The organism is Microbacterium sp. CIAB417, from assembly GCF_022788845.1.
This window is the reverse complement of the sequence record NZ_JAHZUT010000003.1, coordinates 326057-340804: the sequence shown is the minus strand read 5'-3', so window position 1 is coordinate 340804 and position 14748 is coordinate 326057. Positions and strand designations below refer to the sequence as shown.

Sequence of the window (14748 nt, the reverse complement as noted above, 5' to 3'; positions counted from 1 at the left end):
GTCCGTAGGCTGTCGGGCATGAGCGAGGACGTCACGATCACGGTCCGCGGCTCCCACGAGGAGCGCATCTCCGCCGAGGAGGGCGTCGCGCGGATCGGCGTGCGCGTCGAGCATCCCGACCGCGACGAGGCGATGGCCCGACTCGCGGCATCCGGCCAGCGCGTGCGCGACGACCTCGAAAGGCGTGCGGCCTCCGACGGGCTCGTGTCGTGGACCAGCTCCCGCGCTCAGATCTTCACCGATCGCCCGTGGGGACCCGACGGCGCCCGCTTGGACCCCGTACACCACGCCTCGCTCGAACTCCGAGCCGTGTTCGACGATGCGGATGCGTTGTCCGCGTGGATCGACGCTGTCACGGCCGACCCCGCCGTCCAGTTGGACGGCATCGACTGGCGACTGCGAGAAGCCACGGCGCTGGATGCACGCGACCGGGTCGCCCGCGCAGCCGTGCAGGATGCGGTCAGTCGCGCTCGTTCCTACGCGGCGTCGCTCGGCCTGCACCATGTCACGGCCGTCGAGGTCGCGGATGCGGGTCTCCTGTCGTCCGAGGTCGGACCCGCCGGAGCGATGATGATGAAGTCCGCCGCTGCCGACGCTGCCGTGGTCGTCCGTCCGGACGCGGTCGTCGTCGCGGTGGGGGTCGAGGCGCGCTTCAGCGCTCGCTGAGAGGCTCTTCCGACAGCGGCAGCCGCAAGGTGGCCAGGGTTCCACCCGCTTCCCCCTCCGACAGGAGGATCGCGCCGCCCATGGCCCCCGCCAGCGCCTGGGCGACCGACAGACCGATGCCCGAGCCGGGCACCCCGTCGCTCACCGCCTGCGCACTGCGGTAGAACCGCTCGAAGACGCGCGCCCTGTCCTGTTCGCTGATACCGGGGCCGTGGTCTTCGATCTCCACGAGCGCGGCATGACCGATCGGACCCGCCGTCACGCGGATCACCCCCTGCTCGGGCGAGAACTTGATCGCGTTGGTGAGCAGGTTCGTGACGATCTGTCCGAGCTCGGCCTCGTTGGCCCGCACGGGCACCGGCCCCTGAACATCGCTCTCCACCCGAAGGCAGCGCTCGTCGAGCCGGTAACGCAGGTCATCGAGGGAGTCCGTGACGATCCGCGCCAGATCCACGATGCGCGTGCCGTGCACGCCCACCGACGGCTGGGTGATGGTCGCGGCCCGCAGCGAGTTGGACACCAGGGTCGCCAGCCGATCGGCGTTGCGACTGATGACCTCGACGTACGCCTTCTGATCCGGATCCGTGACGCTGTCTTCGAGCTCCTCCGCGTACCCCACGATCGCCGTGATGGGTGTGCGCAGCTCGTGGGAGACGCTGGCGACGAAGGCGTCCTGCTTGTGGTTGAGCTCTCTGAGCGCCTCACTGACGTGCCGCTCGCGGTCCAGCTGCGTCGTCATGGCCCGTTCCACCGCGCGCACGGGACGGAGATCCTCGATCGTCACGAGCAGGATGCGGCCCAGCTCGGGACGGGTGATCGGATCGACCCAGAAGCGCGCAGGCACCGCATCCTCACCGAGCTCGTCACTCTCGTGCGAGCGTTCCTCGTCGCCGGTTTCGCTCAGGATGCGACGAAGCGGGGTGTCGTCGAGCACCCGCCAGGCGCCGTCGGCATGCGCCAGCTGCCCGTTGAACAGCTCCGCCGCCACATCGTTCGCCTCCAGCACGCGGAGCCTGCGCGACTCCCGCACCTGCGCGACGAGGAAGCCGGTGCGCGAGCGCGCGAACGCATCGCGCAGCAGACGCAACAGGGCGTCCTGCCTGTCGTCCAGCTCCCGCCGTTCCGCGCGCTGCGTCGCGATCACCAGACACGTGATCGCGATGGCCACGGCGTAGACCTGCAGCAGCGTGCTGGTCGGCAGCAGTCCCTCCGTGTTGGCGAACGGCCCGAATCCGGCGAGCGTTAGGCCGCTCGCCAGCGACACCGCCACCAGCACCTGCCCCATGGCTACGAACATCGTCTGCGAGAACGCCGCCCATGCCAGCAGCGGCACCGGCAGGAATGACAGCGGTGCCGAGGCGAAAGGACCGAAGGCGACGGCGACCAGAAGCGCGATGGCCGCGGTGAGAGTGACGGAGTGCCACCACGGCGCCACGCGCTGACTCGAACGGTCGATGAGCACGAGCGGCACGATGAGCAGCAGGGCAGAGAGGTGGGAGGCACCGGTGCCGACGAACCGTGCGATGAAGTCGCCGCCGGCCGCTGCCGCCGCGCCCGCGACGATCAGTGCCAGCGCGGCCGCGGCAGCGAGGGAGGTCAGCACGAACCGACCCACATCCCGCGTGGTCGACAACCGCGGCGGCGCACCCTTCGGCGTAAGCCCCGCCACCATGACGGCGATCTCGGCGGCGGTTCCCACCAAGCTCGCCGTGACCACGAGGGGCGGACGCCCCGCGAGAGCGGATGCGGTCGCCGTCAGCAGCGACGCGACGAGGATGACCAGGGGCACGTAGCGCGGTGCGGCGCTCAGCGCTGCGGCGGCACCGGCGCCGGCGGCCGGCCACCACCAGGAGGTCGGCTGCTCCCCCGCCTGCACGAGGGCGAACGCTGATGCGAGCACGAACCCCAGCAGCAGAAGCGCTGCCACCACGGTGCTGCGGCGCCAGGGAGGCAGCGTCGTGATCTGGAAGAGGAGGTTCGGACGGGTCATCGAGCGACGCCGCCTACCTGCGTACGGCGCGGACCCATGGTGCGATCACTCCCCGACGCGGTTGCGCAGGCGCATCGCGCGCTCGGCCTCGCGGGTGTCCTGTCGTTCTCGCAGGGTCTGACGCTTGTCATACTCTCGCTTGCCCTTGGCGACGCCGAGTTCGATCTTCGCGCGCCCGTCGGAGAAGTACAGACGCAGGGGCACGAGCGTGTAGCCGCCGGCGGAGACGGCGTGCGACAGTTTCACGATCTCGTCCTTGTGCAGCAGGAGCTTGCGCGTGCGCTTGGCCGCATGATTGGTCCAGTGCCCCTGCGAGTACTCGGGGATGTGCACGGCGTCGAGGAACGCCTCGCCGCCCTGGATGTAGGCGTAGCCGTCGGTCAGGTTGGCCCGCCCCTGGCGCAGCGACTTCACCTCGGTTCCGGTCAGCACGAGGCCGGCCTCGTACGTCTTCTCGACGGTGTAGTCGTGGCGCGCGCGGCGGTTGGTCGCGACGACCTTCTCTCCGCGTTCCCTGGGCATGCTCTCTCCTTCGTGCGACCGCACGGCGCGCGGCAGCCCGTCAGTCTAGCAAGCCCAGCGCCCTTCGTATCAGGCGCGCAACCACCGACGTATCGCGAATCCCGCCGACAGCGCGGCGAGCAGGACACCGATGACCACGATGACCGGAATCACCAGCGCGAGGTCGGAGTAGCCCACCCACGTCGTGACGAAGCCGATGCGCTCACGCAGATACCCGTTGATGCCGAACTCGACGGTCGCCCAGACTCCGACGCTCGCCAACGCCGAACCGATCAGCGCGGCGAACACGCCCTCCAGGATGAAGGGTGTTTGGATGAATCGGTTCGAAGCGCCCACGAGACGCATGATCCCGAGTTCCTTCCGCCGGGCGAACGCGGACAGCCGGATGGTGGTCGCGATCAGCAGCACGGCGGCGACGAGCATGAGACCGGCGATCCCGACCGCGATGTACGTCGCGATCGTGAGGGCGGAGAACAGCGGCTCGAGGTACTGCATCTGGTCCTTGACCTCCTCGACACCCTTCCTTCCGCCGAACGCCTCCGCGATCACATCCGATTGGCTCTGATCGTTGAGCTGGATGGAGAACGTCGCGGGCAGCTGGTCAGGCGTGACGATGTTCTTGTAGTCGTCGCCCAACTGCTGGATGGCCTTGTCGTAGACCTCGTCGTTCGTCTCGAACGTGTACTTCTTGATGAGCGGCGACAGCGCGGGACCTTCGAGCTCCGCCTTCACCTGATCGATCTCGTCCTGGGTGGCGACGCCGTCCGAGCAGGTGCTCGCGGTCGACACGCTGGCACACATGTAGACCGCGACTTGGGCGCGATCCACCCAGAAGTCCTTCATCTTGCCGATCTGCATCTGCATGAGAACGGCTGCGCCCACGAAGGTGAGCGACACGAAGGTCACGAGCACGACGGAGATCACCATCGATGCGTTCCGGCGGAGGCCGCTGAGGGCCTCCCCCATGATCAGTCCGAATCTCATCGTGTGGGTCCCACCTCGTCGTCGGACGCGCCGAGGCCCAGGCGGTCGGCGAGTCCCAGTTCTGCGGGCAGGTCGGCGCCGGCGCGCTTCGCGCGCTCCTCCTCGGCCAGACGTGCCGCCAGTGCTTCCGCGGCCTTCGCCTCGGCCACCGCCGCCGCGTGCGCCGGTTCGGTGCGGGCTGCCTGCTCGGTGGCTGCGACAGCCGCATCCAGCGTCAAGGGAGCGATCTGACCGGTCTCGGCGATCTCGCGATGCACGTCGAGGACGGCCGTGAGAGCGGCGACGGCCGCCGCGCCCTTCTCGACCTCCGGCGCAAGACGCGGGATGGCGGACGTGTCGCCGTAGCCGCCGTGTCGCTCATCGCGCACGATCTCGCCGCCGCGCAGCTCGATGACGCGGCGCTGCATCTGGTCGACAAATCCCGCCTCGTGCGTCGCCATGACGACCGTGGTGCCGCCGGCATTGATGCGCGCGAGCAGCTGCATGATGTCGACGGATGTGGCCGGGTCCAGGTTTCCGGTGGGCTCGTCGGCCAGGAGGATCTGCGGACGGTTGACCAGTGCGCGGGCGATCGCGACGCGCTGCTGCTCGCCACCGGACAGCTCGTGCGGCAGTCGCTTCTCCTTGCCGTCGAGACCGACGAGCGCGAGCGCCTCGGGGACGGCCTGCTGGATGAATCCGCGGGACGACCCGATCACCTGCAGTGTGAACGCGACATTCTGGAACACCGTCTTGGTCGGCAGGAGCCGGAAGTCCTGGAAGACGGCACCGATCTGACGGCGGAAGTACGGCACCTTGCGGTTGGGCACCGAACGCAGGTCTCGACCGAGCACGACCACACGCCCCTCGCTGGGCGAGTCCTCGCGCAGGATGAGGCGTAGACAGGACGACTTGCCGGAGCCGGACGCCCCCACAAGAAAGACGAACTCTCCGCGTTGCACCTCGAAGTCCACGCTCTGCAGCGCAGGTCGGGAGGTGCCGCGATACCGCTTGGTGACGTTCTCGAACCGGATCATGGCTGTGACAGCCTAAGCGCGCTCGCTATGGATGCCGGGCGCGACACCCGGCGCGCCGGATCAGTCCTCGTCTTTGCGCTTGCGCCAGCGGATGCCGGCCGCGATGAAGCCGTCGAGGTCGCCGTCGAACACCGTGGCGGGGTTGCCCACCTCGTGTCCGGTCCGCAGGTCCTTCACGAGCTGCTGCCCGTAGAGGAAATAGGAGCGCATCTGGTCGCCCCAGCTCGCGGTGATGGTGCCGGCGAGCTCCTTCTTCTTCGCGGCCTCCTCTTCGCGCTGCAGCAGCATGAGGCGCGTCTGCAGCACGCGCATGGCGGCGGCGCGGTTCTGGATCTGGGACTTCTCGTTCTGCATCGAGACCACGATGCCGGTGGGGATGTGCGTGATGCGCACCGCGGAGTCGGTCGTGTTGACCGACTGACCGCCGGGGCCCGAGGAGCGGAAGACGTCCACGCGGATGTCGTTCTCGGGAACCTCGACCTCCTGCGCCTCCTCCATGACCGGGATGACCTCGACGGCGGCGAAGCTCGTCTGCCGCTTGTCGGCCGAGCCGAACGGGCTGATGCGGGCGAGGCGGTGGGTGCCGGCCTCGACCGAGAGGGTGCCGTAGGCGTACGGGGCGTCGACCTCGAAGGTCGCGGACTTGATGCCCGCACCCTCGGCGTAGGAGGTGTCCATGACCTTCACGGGGTACTTGTGACGCTCGGCCCAGCGCAGGTACATGCGCATGAGCATCTCGGCGAAGTCGGTGGCGTCGTCGCCGCCGGCACCGGAGCGGATCGTGACGACGGCCGACCGCGAGTCGTACTCGCCGTCGAGGAGGGTCTGCACCTCGAGCTGGCCGACGACGTCCTCGAGCTCGGCGATCTCGCGCCGAGCCTCTTCGGCGGAGTCCTCGTCGTCCATCTCGTTGGCGAGCTCGACGAGCACATCGAGATCGTCGAGACGCTGCTCGACCTCGGTGACGCGCTTGAGCTCGGCCTGGCGGTGGCTGAGGGCGCTGGTGACCTTCTGCGCCTTCTCGACGTCGTCCCAGAGGTCGGGGGCGCCGGCCTCTTCGGAGAGCCGATCGATCTCTGCCCGGAGGGCGTCGACGTCGACGACGGCTTTGATGTCGCTGAAGGTGGAGCGGAGGGCCTGGATGTCGGCAGACGGATCGAATTCGAGCATGGCACTCCAGAGTATCGTGGATGCACGTGTCCGACCGCGTCAGCTCTGTGCTCTGGCGGTTCGCGCCGATGATCTACGGCCCCACGATCCTCTTCGCCCTCGGCGAGGGGGCTGTGATCCCCCTCATCCCGATCCTCGCGGCAGAGCGCGGAGCGGATGTGGCGCAGGCCGCGTTCATCGCCTCCTTCCTCGTCGTGGGTCAGCTCTGCGGCAACATCCCGGCGGGCTGGTCGGTGGCGCGGCTCGGCGAGCGCCTCACGATGGCGATCGGCGGCGTGCTCGCGATCGCCGGTTCCGTGACCATGCTGCTCTCTCCCAATGCGGCCGTCCTGGCCGTCGCGGTGTTCGTGATCGGGTTCTGCGCGGCGGCGTTCGGTCTCGCCCGACATTCGTTCATGACGACGCGCGTTCCGCTCGCGTTCCGGGCACGCTCCCTCTCGCTGCTCGGCGGCTCGTTCCGCTTCGGCACGTTCGTCGGTCCCTTCATCGCGGCGGGCCTCTTGGTCGCGGTCGGCGACGAGTTGTCGGCGGTCTGGTTCTTCATCGTCTGCCTCGTGGCGACCGTGCTGCTGGTGCTTCTCGGGCCCGCCCCGAGAAGACCCCCGAGGCGCCCGACCGGACATCCGCATCCGAGGACGACAGCGGAGAACCGGTCACGGGATCGATCCCGGTCGACGAGCGCGCGGGCGTGTTCCGCACGATGTGGCAGCACCGGCGGGTGCTCTCGCGTCTCGGAGTCGCCGCGGCATCCCTGTCGGCCGTCCGATCGGCGCGCCAGGTCGTGCTGCCGCTGTGGGGTCTCTCCCTGGGCCTCGACGCCCCCACCATCGCCCTCGTCGTCGGGGTCTCGGGGGCGATCGACTTCGCGCTGTTCTACGCGAGCGGACAGGTCATGGATCGCTTCGGCAGGTTGTGGGCTGCCCTTCCGGCCATGATTCTCATGGGCACCGGCTTCCTGGCCCTGTCGCTCACGCACGATCTCAGCTCGGCGAACATGTGGTTCGCCATGTTCGCCGCGGTGCTCGGCGTCGGAAACGGTCTCTCCAGCGGCATTCTGCTCACCCTCGGCGCGGACGTCGCGCCGAAGAGCGAGCCCGCGGCGTTCCTCGGCTCGTGGCGCACCCTGACCGATGCCGGCGGCGCCCTCGCTCCGCTTCTGCTCACCGCCCTCACGGCTGTCGCGTCGCTGTCGGTGGCGACCGGCGCGATGGGCGTGGTGGGATTGCTGGGCGCGGCGGCCTTCATCAGGTGGGTGCCGCGCTTCGTTCCGCGACGACGCGAGGAGAGCTGATGGCGCTGCAGAACTGGGCGGGCAACCTGACGTACACCGGCGAGCTCGTGTCGCCGACCACCCGCGAAGAGGCCGCGCGCGTCGTGCAGGATGCGGATGCGGTGCGCGCACTCGGCACCCGTCACTCGTTCTCGGCGATCGCCGACACCCCCGGCATCCTGCTGTCTACCGCGGCGCTGCCGGCAACGGTCGAGATCGATCCGGCTGCCCGCATCGCGCGGGTCTCCGGCGGTCTGCGCTACGGCGACGTCGCCGAGCGTCTGCAGGCCGAGGGCTGGGCGCTCGCAAACCTCGCGTCGCTGCCGCACATCTCGATCGCCGGCGCCATCGCGACGGGAACGCACGGGTCCGGCGACCGCAACCGGTCGCTCGCGGGCTCGGTCGCGGGCGTCGAGCTGCTGATGGCCGACGGCACGATCCGGTGGTTCCGCCGCGGGGAGCCGGACTTCGTCGGTGTCGTGGTGTCACTGGGAGCGCTCGGCGTGGTGCTGGAGGTCGAACTCGACATCGAGCCGACCTACGACATCGCGCAGACCGTCTACGAGCGCGTGCCCTGGGACGCTGCCCTGGAGGACCTCTCGGCGGTGACCTCGCTCGGTCACAGCGTGAGCCTGTTCAGCACCTGGACGGACCCCGATGTCGCGGACCAGCTCTGGCTCAAGGCACGCGTGGACGAGGCTCCGGCACCCGCGAACGTGCTCGGCTCCCTGCCCGCATCCGAGCCCCGTCATCCGCTGCCGGGTGTCTCCGCCGAGAACTGCACCGTGCAGGGAGGGGTCGCGGGCCCGTGGCTCGAGCGCCTGCCCCACTTCCGCCTCGGCTTCACCCCGTCGCAGGGCGACGAGCTGCAGAGCGAGTACTTCGTCGACCGCCGGGACGCCCCCGCGGCCATTCGGGCCCTGCGCGAGCTGTCGCCGCGGTTCGCCCCGCTGCTGCTCGTGAACGAAGTGCGCACCATCGCGGCCGACGACCTATGGCTGAGCGGCGCCTACGCTCGCGAATCGGTCGGGCTGCACTTCACCTGGCGTCGGGATGAGGAGGGGGTGCGCGCCGTGCTCCCGCACATCGAAGACGCTCTGGGCCCGTACGCCGCCCGGCCGCACTGGGGCAAGGTGTTCACGATGACGGCCGCCGACATCCGCGCGCGCTACCCGCGCTTCGACGACGCGGTCACGCTGCGCGAGAGGCTGGATCCGACCGGAACCTTCCGGAACGCGTTTCTGGCCGCACTGGGACTCTGATCCCGTTTATGCACGGCTGACCGAGCGCGGCACGCCCCCGCATCCGGAGGACGATCGACGCAGGAGGCGGACGCGCCCACCACTCGCGCCCGATCGGACATGCTGACTATCGAACGCGCGCTCATCGACGTGCAGGCACCGGCCGCGCAGCACAAGGTGCACGGCCTGCGGCATCCCGGACGCTTTCTCGCGTCGGGAATGATGGCGGGCGCGTACATCGGCGTCGGCGTGGTGCTGATGGTCAGCGCGGCGGGGCCGCTGACCGCCGCCGGAAGCGGATGGGGCAAGTTCGTCAGCGGGCTCGTGTTCGGTGTGGCACTGACGCTCGTCGTGTTCGCGGGCGGGGAGCTCGTGACGTCGTCGATGATGACGCTCGCGCAGGGCACCTACCTGCGTGCCATAAAGCCGGGTCCGGCGGTCGGAGCGCTGTTCGCCACGTTCGGCGCCAACCTCGCGGGCTCGATCGTGTTCGGCGTGCTGGTCGCGACGTCGGGGGTGCTGCACAGCAACGCGGCGGCGGGCACGATGCTCGCCGACATGCTCGCCGCGAAGGCGCACGAGGGGCCGGTCGAGCTCTTCGTCCGTGGCGCACTGTGCAATCTGCTCGTCTGCCTCGCGATCTGGATGTGCGCGCGACTCAGCTCCGACGGAGCGAAGCTCGCCGTCATCTTCTGCGCGATCCTCGCCTTCATCACGTCCGGCTTCGAGCACGTCGTCGCGAACATGACCACGTACACGATCGGCCTTGCCACCGGCGTTCCGGATGCCACCTGGGGGCACTTCGGCACGAATCTGCTGTGGGTCGGACTCGGCAACCTCTTCGGCGGCGCCGTGCTCGTAGGTCTTGTGTACTGGTTCGTCGGCGGATCCCCCCGGCTCACCGAGGCCGCCGTCGCTCCGGAGCCCGCGCTCACCGAGCACTGAGCGCGCGGCCGGGTCACACGGGCTCGGAGTGGGTGTGGATGCGGTCGCCGTCGCCGTGGAAGATGCTGATGAGCTGCACGGGCTTGCCGCCCGCGGCCGACATCGCGTGGGGCGTGCGCGTATCGAACTCGGCCGCTTCCCCGCGCACGAGCACCAGGTCCTGCTCTCCGAGCCGCAGTCGCAGCCGCCCGGAGAGCACGTAGAACCAGGCGAAGCCGTCGTGCACCCGCTGCTCGGGTTCCGGACCCGGGAGGTAGGTGATCTTGAACGCGTTCGTCGGTGATCCTTCCGGCGCGAGCGGCAGCACGAGGTGCCCCTCCCGATGGATGAGGGTACGCCGCACCCGGGGATCCTGGTCGCGCGGCTGCAGGAGGTCGTCGATGCGAATGCCGAGCTCGCGCACCAGCGGCAGCAGCAGCTCGAGGCTCGCCTGACGCTTGCCCGACTCCAGCCGCGACAGGGTGCTCGAGGAGAGGCCCGCGCGCGCGGCGAGGTCATCGAGCGTCCATCCCTTCGCGCGTCGCACGGTACGCAGCCGCATCCCGAGGTCTTCGAGCTCCGCGCGGATGGAAGGGTTTGCTGTTTCCGCAAGATCGCTTGCCATAGTTGCAGAGTAGCCGTGTGATGGGCTCGTGCAGAACTCCACGGACGTCCTCGTCGTCGGCGCCGGCCCAGCCGGTCTCTCCGCAGCCCTCATGCTCGTGCGCGCCCGCCGCGCCGTCACGATCGTCGACGCGGGGGCGGGCCGCAACCGCTTCGCCGAGCACATGCACGGCGTGCTCGGCCACGAAGGGCTGGCGCCGGGAGAGCTGCGCTCCCGCGGTCGTGCCGAGGTGGAGGCGTACGGCGGCCGCTTCGTCGATGGATCCGTCTCGCGTGTCGAGGCGGACGACGAGAGCGTCACGGTGACCCTCGACGATGGTTCCGTCGTGCACGCTCGCGCACTCGTCGTCGCGACAGGACTGAGCGACGAGCTTCCCGACATCCCCGGTCTCGCCGAGCGGTGGGGGCGGACGGTGCTCCACTGCCCCTACTGCCACGGCTGGGAGGTGCGCGGGCAGACCATCGGCGTGCTGACGACGTCGCCGCTCGGTGCGCACCAAGCGCAGCTGCTGACGAAGTGGAGCGACGACGTGGTGGTCTTCACCGCGGGCCTCGGCGAGCTCGATCCCGCGCCTCGCCACCGCCTCCTCGCCCGCGGAGTCCGACTGGTGAGTTCGCCGGTGATCGAGGTGCGCGGAGACGGCGATCGGATCGACGCGGTGCGCACCGCCGACGGGCGCGAGGTCGCCGTGTCGGCGATCTTCACCGCGGGGCGCCCTGTGCCGCACGACGGGTTCCTCGACGGGCTCGACCTCGTGCGCACCGAAGGCCCCATGGGTGCGATGATCCAGGTCGACCGGCTTGGACGCACGAGCCACCCGCGCGTCTGGGCAGCCGGCAACGTCGTCGACCCGAGCGCCAACGTCCCCCTGTCGATGGGGACCGCATCCTTCGTTGGGGCGGGCGTGAATGCCGCGCTCGTCGAGGAGGATCTCGACCGCATGGCCGCGCCGGCCGCCTACTGGGAAGGCCGGTACGCCGGAGGCGAGCGGATGTGGTCGGGACGCGTGAACCGCACGGTGGCCGACGTGGCTGCGTCCTTGGCGTCTGGCACGGCGCTCGATCTCGGCTGCGGCGAGGGAGGCGACGCCCTGTGGCTCGCAGAGCAGGGCTGGGAGGTCACGGGCGTGGACATCAGCGCCACGGCGATCGCTCGGGCCACCACGGCGGCGGCGAGCGCCGACCTCGCGGGGCGCGCGCGTTTCGTGCAGGCGGAGCTTCCCGACGGGATGCCGGAGGGCTCCTTCGATCTCGCGACGGCATCGTTCCTGCACTCCCCCGTGACGCTGAACCGCCTCGACATCCTGCGTGCCGCCGCATCCCGCGTCGCCGTGGGCGGGCACCTGCTCGTGGTGTCGCACGCCTCGATGCCGCCGTGGTCGCACGCCGACGCTCAGCACGCCGACTTTCCCGACATCCACGAAGAGCTGGCCGCCCTCGCGCTGGATCCGTCCGCGTGGGAGACCGTCGTCGCCGAGACCCGCCCGCGCGCCGTGACCGCCCCCGACGGCACCGAGTCCACGATCGACGACGCCGTGCTCCTCCTCCGCCGGCGGTGAGCCCGGGCGTGCCCGCTCGGGGGCCCTCCCCTTCCCCTCCCCCTTCCCCGCGAGACTGCAATTTCGTCACGAGATCACGGGTGAACACAGTGATCTCGTGCTCGAAATGCAGTCTCGCGGGAGGGGAAGTGCGATCCTCGGAGGATGACGCCCGAGCCCTCCTCCCGCGCCGAGTACTGGCGACGCACCCTGCGCCTCGAACCGCTGCCCGTGGAGTCCGGCTGGTGGGCGCCGCGCTCGCGTTCCGAGCTGCCGGTCACCGAGGGTGAGGACACGCTGGCCGCGCACAACTCGATCTACTACCTGCTCGACGCCGAGCGTCCCGTCAACTACTGGCACAGGCTCGCATCCGACGACATCCACGTGCTCATCGAGGGCGGCCCGGTCGAGTACCTGCTCGCCACCGACGCGGGAACCGTCGAACGGCACGTGCTCGGCACGGATGTGGATGCGGGTGAGCAGCCGATGGTGGTGTGCCCTGCCGGCACCACGAAGGCACTCCGGCTCGTCGATCCGCAGGGCTATGCGCTGATCGGCAGCGTCGTCACACCGGGGTGGGCCCCGGATCGCGTGAGTTTCGCCGCACCCGTCATCCCGGATGAGAAGCACCCGACCTGGCTTGAGCCCGGCACCATCGCCGCACTCACCTCCCCCGACGCCGGCTGACCCACTAACGCAGCGCCGTACGACTGGTCGCGGTCGCCTCGAGCGCGACACCCTCAGGGACGAACATCGACACGAGTGGCGGATGCCACACCCCCGCCACCGTCACCTGCGCGGAGACACCGTCGGGCGTCGTCGCCGAGACCAGCATCGCGTCACCGGAGAACGCCACCAGCGCCTCGGCCTGCTCGCGCACGCCGTCCGCGCTCAGCTCCGCGCGCGGCGCACCATCGACCACCGTCAGCGTGAAGCCGTCCGCGCCGGCGAGGGCCGCCGCATCCGCCACCCCGTCCAGGCGCTTCTGCGCGAGGTACAGACTCGTCGCCGACACGCACACGAAGATCGCGGCGAGCGCGAGCACGGCGTAGCCGATCACGAGGGGCAGGATGCTGCCCTCGTCGTCGAGCACGGTGCGCCTCACGGCGTCGTCCCCCACAGCCGTGACACCTTCTGCGCGGCACTCGCCTCGACCGGAACGGACGCGATCTCGTCCAGGCCCAGCACCGGCGGCACCAAGGGCAGCGGGACATCCGTACCCACGCTGAGGAGCAGGGTCGCCCCGGCGGACGGGCACTCGACACCCGCGGGCGCGCATTTCCATCGCAGCGCGACCGCATCGGGATCGATGCCGTACTCCTCCGCCACGGCCGCCAGAACCAGGTCGGCGCGGGCGGCCGCATCCTCCGCGTTCGCCGCGGTGGAGACAGCGCGGGCGACGTGACGGGCCGCCGCCTCCACGCCGAGCGCCTGCGACTGGATCGCTCCGAGCGCGACGATCAGGTAGACGAGCGGTGCGAGCAGGATGAGGCCTGCCACGATGAACTCGAGCGATGCGTTGCCGTCGTCGTCCTCCAGCAGTGCCGCGCGCTCAGTCGAGGGTCTCGTTCGGCGCATGAGCGGTCACCTCCAACGCCTCGGGCACGCCCCACAGGCCGGCGACCGGCAACGTCGCCCGCACTGTGATCTCGGTCGCGGGATAGCCGAAGCGGTCGGTCTCGGCGGCCTGCACCTCCACCGGGTAGGCATCCCCCACGACGCGGGCGACGACATCCGCTGTGCGCGCAGCGCCATCCGCCAGGCTCGTGTCCGCGAGGGCAGCGTGATACGCCCCCTCGACTGCCGCGTCGTGCACGACGTTTCGGATGTAGACGGCGAATCCCAACTGCAGCACGGCGAGGGTGAGGAAGGTCAACACAGCGCCGACCAGCACGAACTCAACGGGGGCTGCCCCTTCGTCGTCGAGCAGCGGATGCCGGTCGGCCATCGCTCAGAACCCGCTGACGCGGTCGATCGCCTGGGTGAACAGATCCGCGAGCGCGGGACCGGCGAGCGCCCAGATCACCACGACGAGACCCGCGGTCATCAGGGTGATCAAGACCCAGCCGGGAACGTCGCCGCGTTCGTCGGCGAGGAGATTGCCCCACGCTGTGCGCAGGCGGCGTATGGGGGAACGGTCGAACATGGTGCTTTCCTTCACGAGCACGAGGGGCCGGACAGGGGTCATGACAACCCCAGCCGCAGCAGGACGATGCCGGGAAACACAGCGATGAGCACGCTGAGCGGCAGGATGAGAAAAACGAGCGGCAGCAGCGTTCCGCTTCGGATGGCTTGCGTTCTGCCGCATCCGCCGGGAGGAACATCGACGGGTCGAGCACCCCGTGAATGGTGATCGCCTGGGGCCGTCCCTGCACGATGTCCGACACGATCACGCGCACGTCGAGCAGGTCCACCACCTCACGGCGCATCGCCGCCGAGGCGTTCTCCAGACGGCCACGAGCCCGCTCCGCGAGTGCCGCCACGTCGGTGATCCGCTGGGCCTGTTCGGCGCGGAGCGACTGCATCGACGCCATAGCCTCGATCCGGTCGCGCACCTCCACCAGCTCCCCGCGCAGGCGCGCCATCGTGGCCCGGTGCTCCTCGGGGTCGTCGGCCATCAGGTACAGGTCCTTCGCCCGAGTCAGCGCGCGCTCCAGGGTGGCCTCCTGCTTGCGGAGCGCCGCGACCATCGGGGCCTCGTCGTTCAGGTCGGCGTCGTCGTCCAGTTCGAGCCATTGACGCGCGAGCCGCTCCAACCGCTCCGGGTCGGCCAGCATCGCGGCCAGTTCGGTCCACACGGCTT

At 69.9% G+C, this 14748-nt stretch carries 15 protein-coding genes and 1 pseudogene; 6 read left to right on the top strand and 10 right to left on the bottom strand.

The genetic code is table 11. The features are described 5' to 3' along the window. Positions 1–18 precede the first annotated feature (18 nt). Positions 19–666 carry an SIMPL domain-containing protein gene (locus tag KYX17_RS13940; RefSeq protein ID WP_243227582.1) on the top strand — a complete coding sequence of 216 codons (648 nt, stop codon included), beginning with the start codon at positions 19–21 and terminating at the stop codon, positions 664–666. On the opposite strand, the gene KYX17_RS13935 is transcribed toward KYX17_RS13940, so the two are convergent. The 5 genes from KYX17_RS13935 to prfB all read right to left on the bottom strand — a co-directional run bounded on the left by KYX17_RS13935 (position 653) and on the right by prfB (position 6348). Beyond that, complete coding sequence (locus tag KYX17_RS13935; protein WP_243227581.1) at positions 653–2656, bottom strand: HAMP domain-containing sensor histidine kinase; 2004 nt, start codon at positions 2654–2656, stop codon at positions 653–655. The two genes, KYX17_RS13940 and KYX17_RS13935, sit on opposite strands and share 14 nt — an antisense overlap. A 45-nt stretch (positions 2657–2701) precedes the next feature. Beyond that, positions 2702–3178, bottom strand: coding sequence for an SsrA-binding protein SmpB (gene smpB, locus KYX17_RS13930; protein WP_243227580.1), 477 nt, complete (start codon positions 3176–3178; stop codon positions 2702–2704). A 69-nt stretch (positions 3179–3247) separates the two neighbouring features. After that, positions 3248–4162 (bottom strand): permease-like cell division protein FtsX, encoded by a 915-nt coding sequence (ftsX, locus tag KYX17_RS13925; RefSeq protein ID WP_243227579.1) that lies wholly within the window; start codon positions 4160–4162, stop codon positions 3248–3250. After that, the gene (gene ftsE, locus KYX17_RS13920) at positions 4159–5178 is read right to left on the bottom strand and encodes a cell division ATP-binding protein FtsE (protein WP_243227578.1); all 1020 of its coding nucleotides are present in this window, start codon (positions 5176–5178) and stop codon (positions 4159–4161) included. The genes ftsX and ftsE overlap by 4 nt, the downstream gene beginning before the upstream one ends. A gap of 60 nt (positions 5179–5238) precedes the next feature. Continuing rightward, positions 5239–6348 (bottom strand): peptide chain release factor 2, encoded by a 1110-nt coding sequence (gene prfB / locus KYX17_RS13915; protein WP_234075202.1) that lies wholly within the window; start codon positions 6346–6348, stop codon positions 5239–5241. Positions 6349–6368: 20 nt separating this feature from the next. Between prfB and KYX17_RS13910 the strand changes: the two are divergent. From KYX17_RS13910 to KYX17_RS13900, 3 genes and pseudogenes are all read left to right on the top strand, one after another. Further along, a pseudogene (locus KYX17_RS13910) lies at positions 6369–7639 on the top strand (MFS transporter). Further along, the gene (locus KYX17_RS13905; protein ID WP_243227577.1) at positions 7639–8880 is read left to right on the top strand and encodes an FAD-binding protein; all 1242 of its coding nucleotides are present in this window, start codon (positions 7639–7641) and stop codon (positions 8878–8880) included. The pseudogene KYX17_RS13910 and the gene KYX17_RS13905 overlap by 1 nt, the downstream one beginning before the upstream one ends. 99 nt (positions 8881–8979) lie before the next feature. After that, entirely contained in the window at positions 8980–9804 is an 825-nt protein-coding gene (locus KYX17_RS13900) for a formate/nitrite transporter family protein (protein ID WP_243227576.1), read from the top strand. 13 nt (positions 9805–9817) lie between these two features. Here the strand turns inward: KYX17_RS13900 and KYX17_RS13895 are convergent, their stop codons facing one another. Continuing rightward, entirely contained in the window at positions 9818–10408 is a 591-nt protein-coding gene (locus KYX17_RS13895; RefSeq protein ID WP_243227575.1) for a helix-turn-helix domain-containing protein, read from the bottom strand. A gap of 28 nt (positions 10409–10436) precedes the next feature. Here KYX17_RS13895 and KYX17_RS32315 point away from each other — a divergent pair, with 28 nt between their 5' ends. Beyond that, entirely contained in the window at positions 10437–11966 is a 1530-nt protein-coding gene (locus KYX17_RS32315; protein WP_243227574.1) for an FAD-dependent oxidoreductase, read from the top strand. A 144-nt stretch (positions 11967–12110) separates the two neighbouring features. Further along, positions 12111–12632, top strand: coding sequence for a cupin domain-containing protein (locus KYX17_RS13885; RefSeq protein ID WP_243227573.1), 522 nt, complete (start codon positions 12111–12113; stop codon positions 12630–12632). A 4-nt stretch (positions 12633–12636) separates the two neighbouring features. On the opposite strand, the gene KYX17_RS13880 is transcribed toward KYX17_RS13885, so the two are convergent. The 4 genes from KYX17_RS13880 to KYX17_RS13865 are packed head-to-tail and all read right to left on the bottom strand — an operon-like array spanning position 12637 to position 14091. Then, complete coding sequence (locus tag KYX17_RS13880; protein ID WP_243227572.1) at positions 12637–13050, bottom strand: pilus assembly protein TadG-related protein; 414 nt, start codon at positions 13048–13050, stop codon at positions 12637–12639. After that, positions 13047–13523 (bottom strand): TadE family protein, encoded by a 477-nt coding sequence (locus KYX17_RS13875; RefSeq protein ID WP_243227571.1) that lies wholly within the window; start codon positions 13521–13523, stop codon positions 13047–13049. Before KYX17_RS13875 ends, KYX17_RS13880 begins: the two co-directional genes overlap by 4 nt. Then, entirely contained in the window at positions 13498–13893 is a 396-nt protein-coding gene (locus tag KYX17_RS13870; protein ID WP_243227570.1) for a TadE/TadG family type IV pilus assembly protein, read from the bottom strand. The genes KYX17_RS13875 and KYX17_RS13870 overlap by 26 nt, the downstream gene beginning before the upstream one ends. Positions 13894–13896: 3 nt before the next feature. Further along, positions 13897–14091 (bottom strand): hypothetical protein, encoded by a 195-nt coding sequence (locus tag KYX17_RS13865; protein ID WP_137417346.1) that lies wholly within the window; start codon positions 14089–14091, stop codon positions 13897–13899. Between the last annotated feature and the right edge of the window lie 657 nt (positions 14092–14748).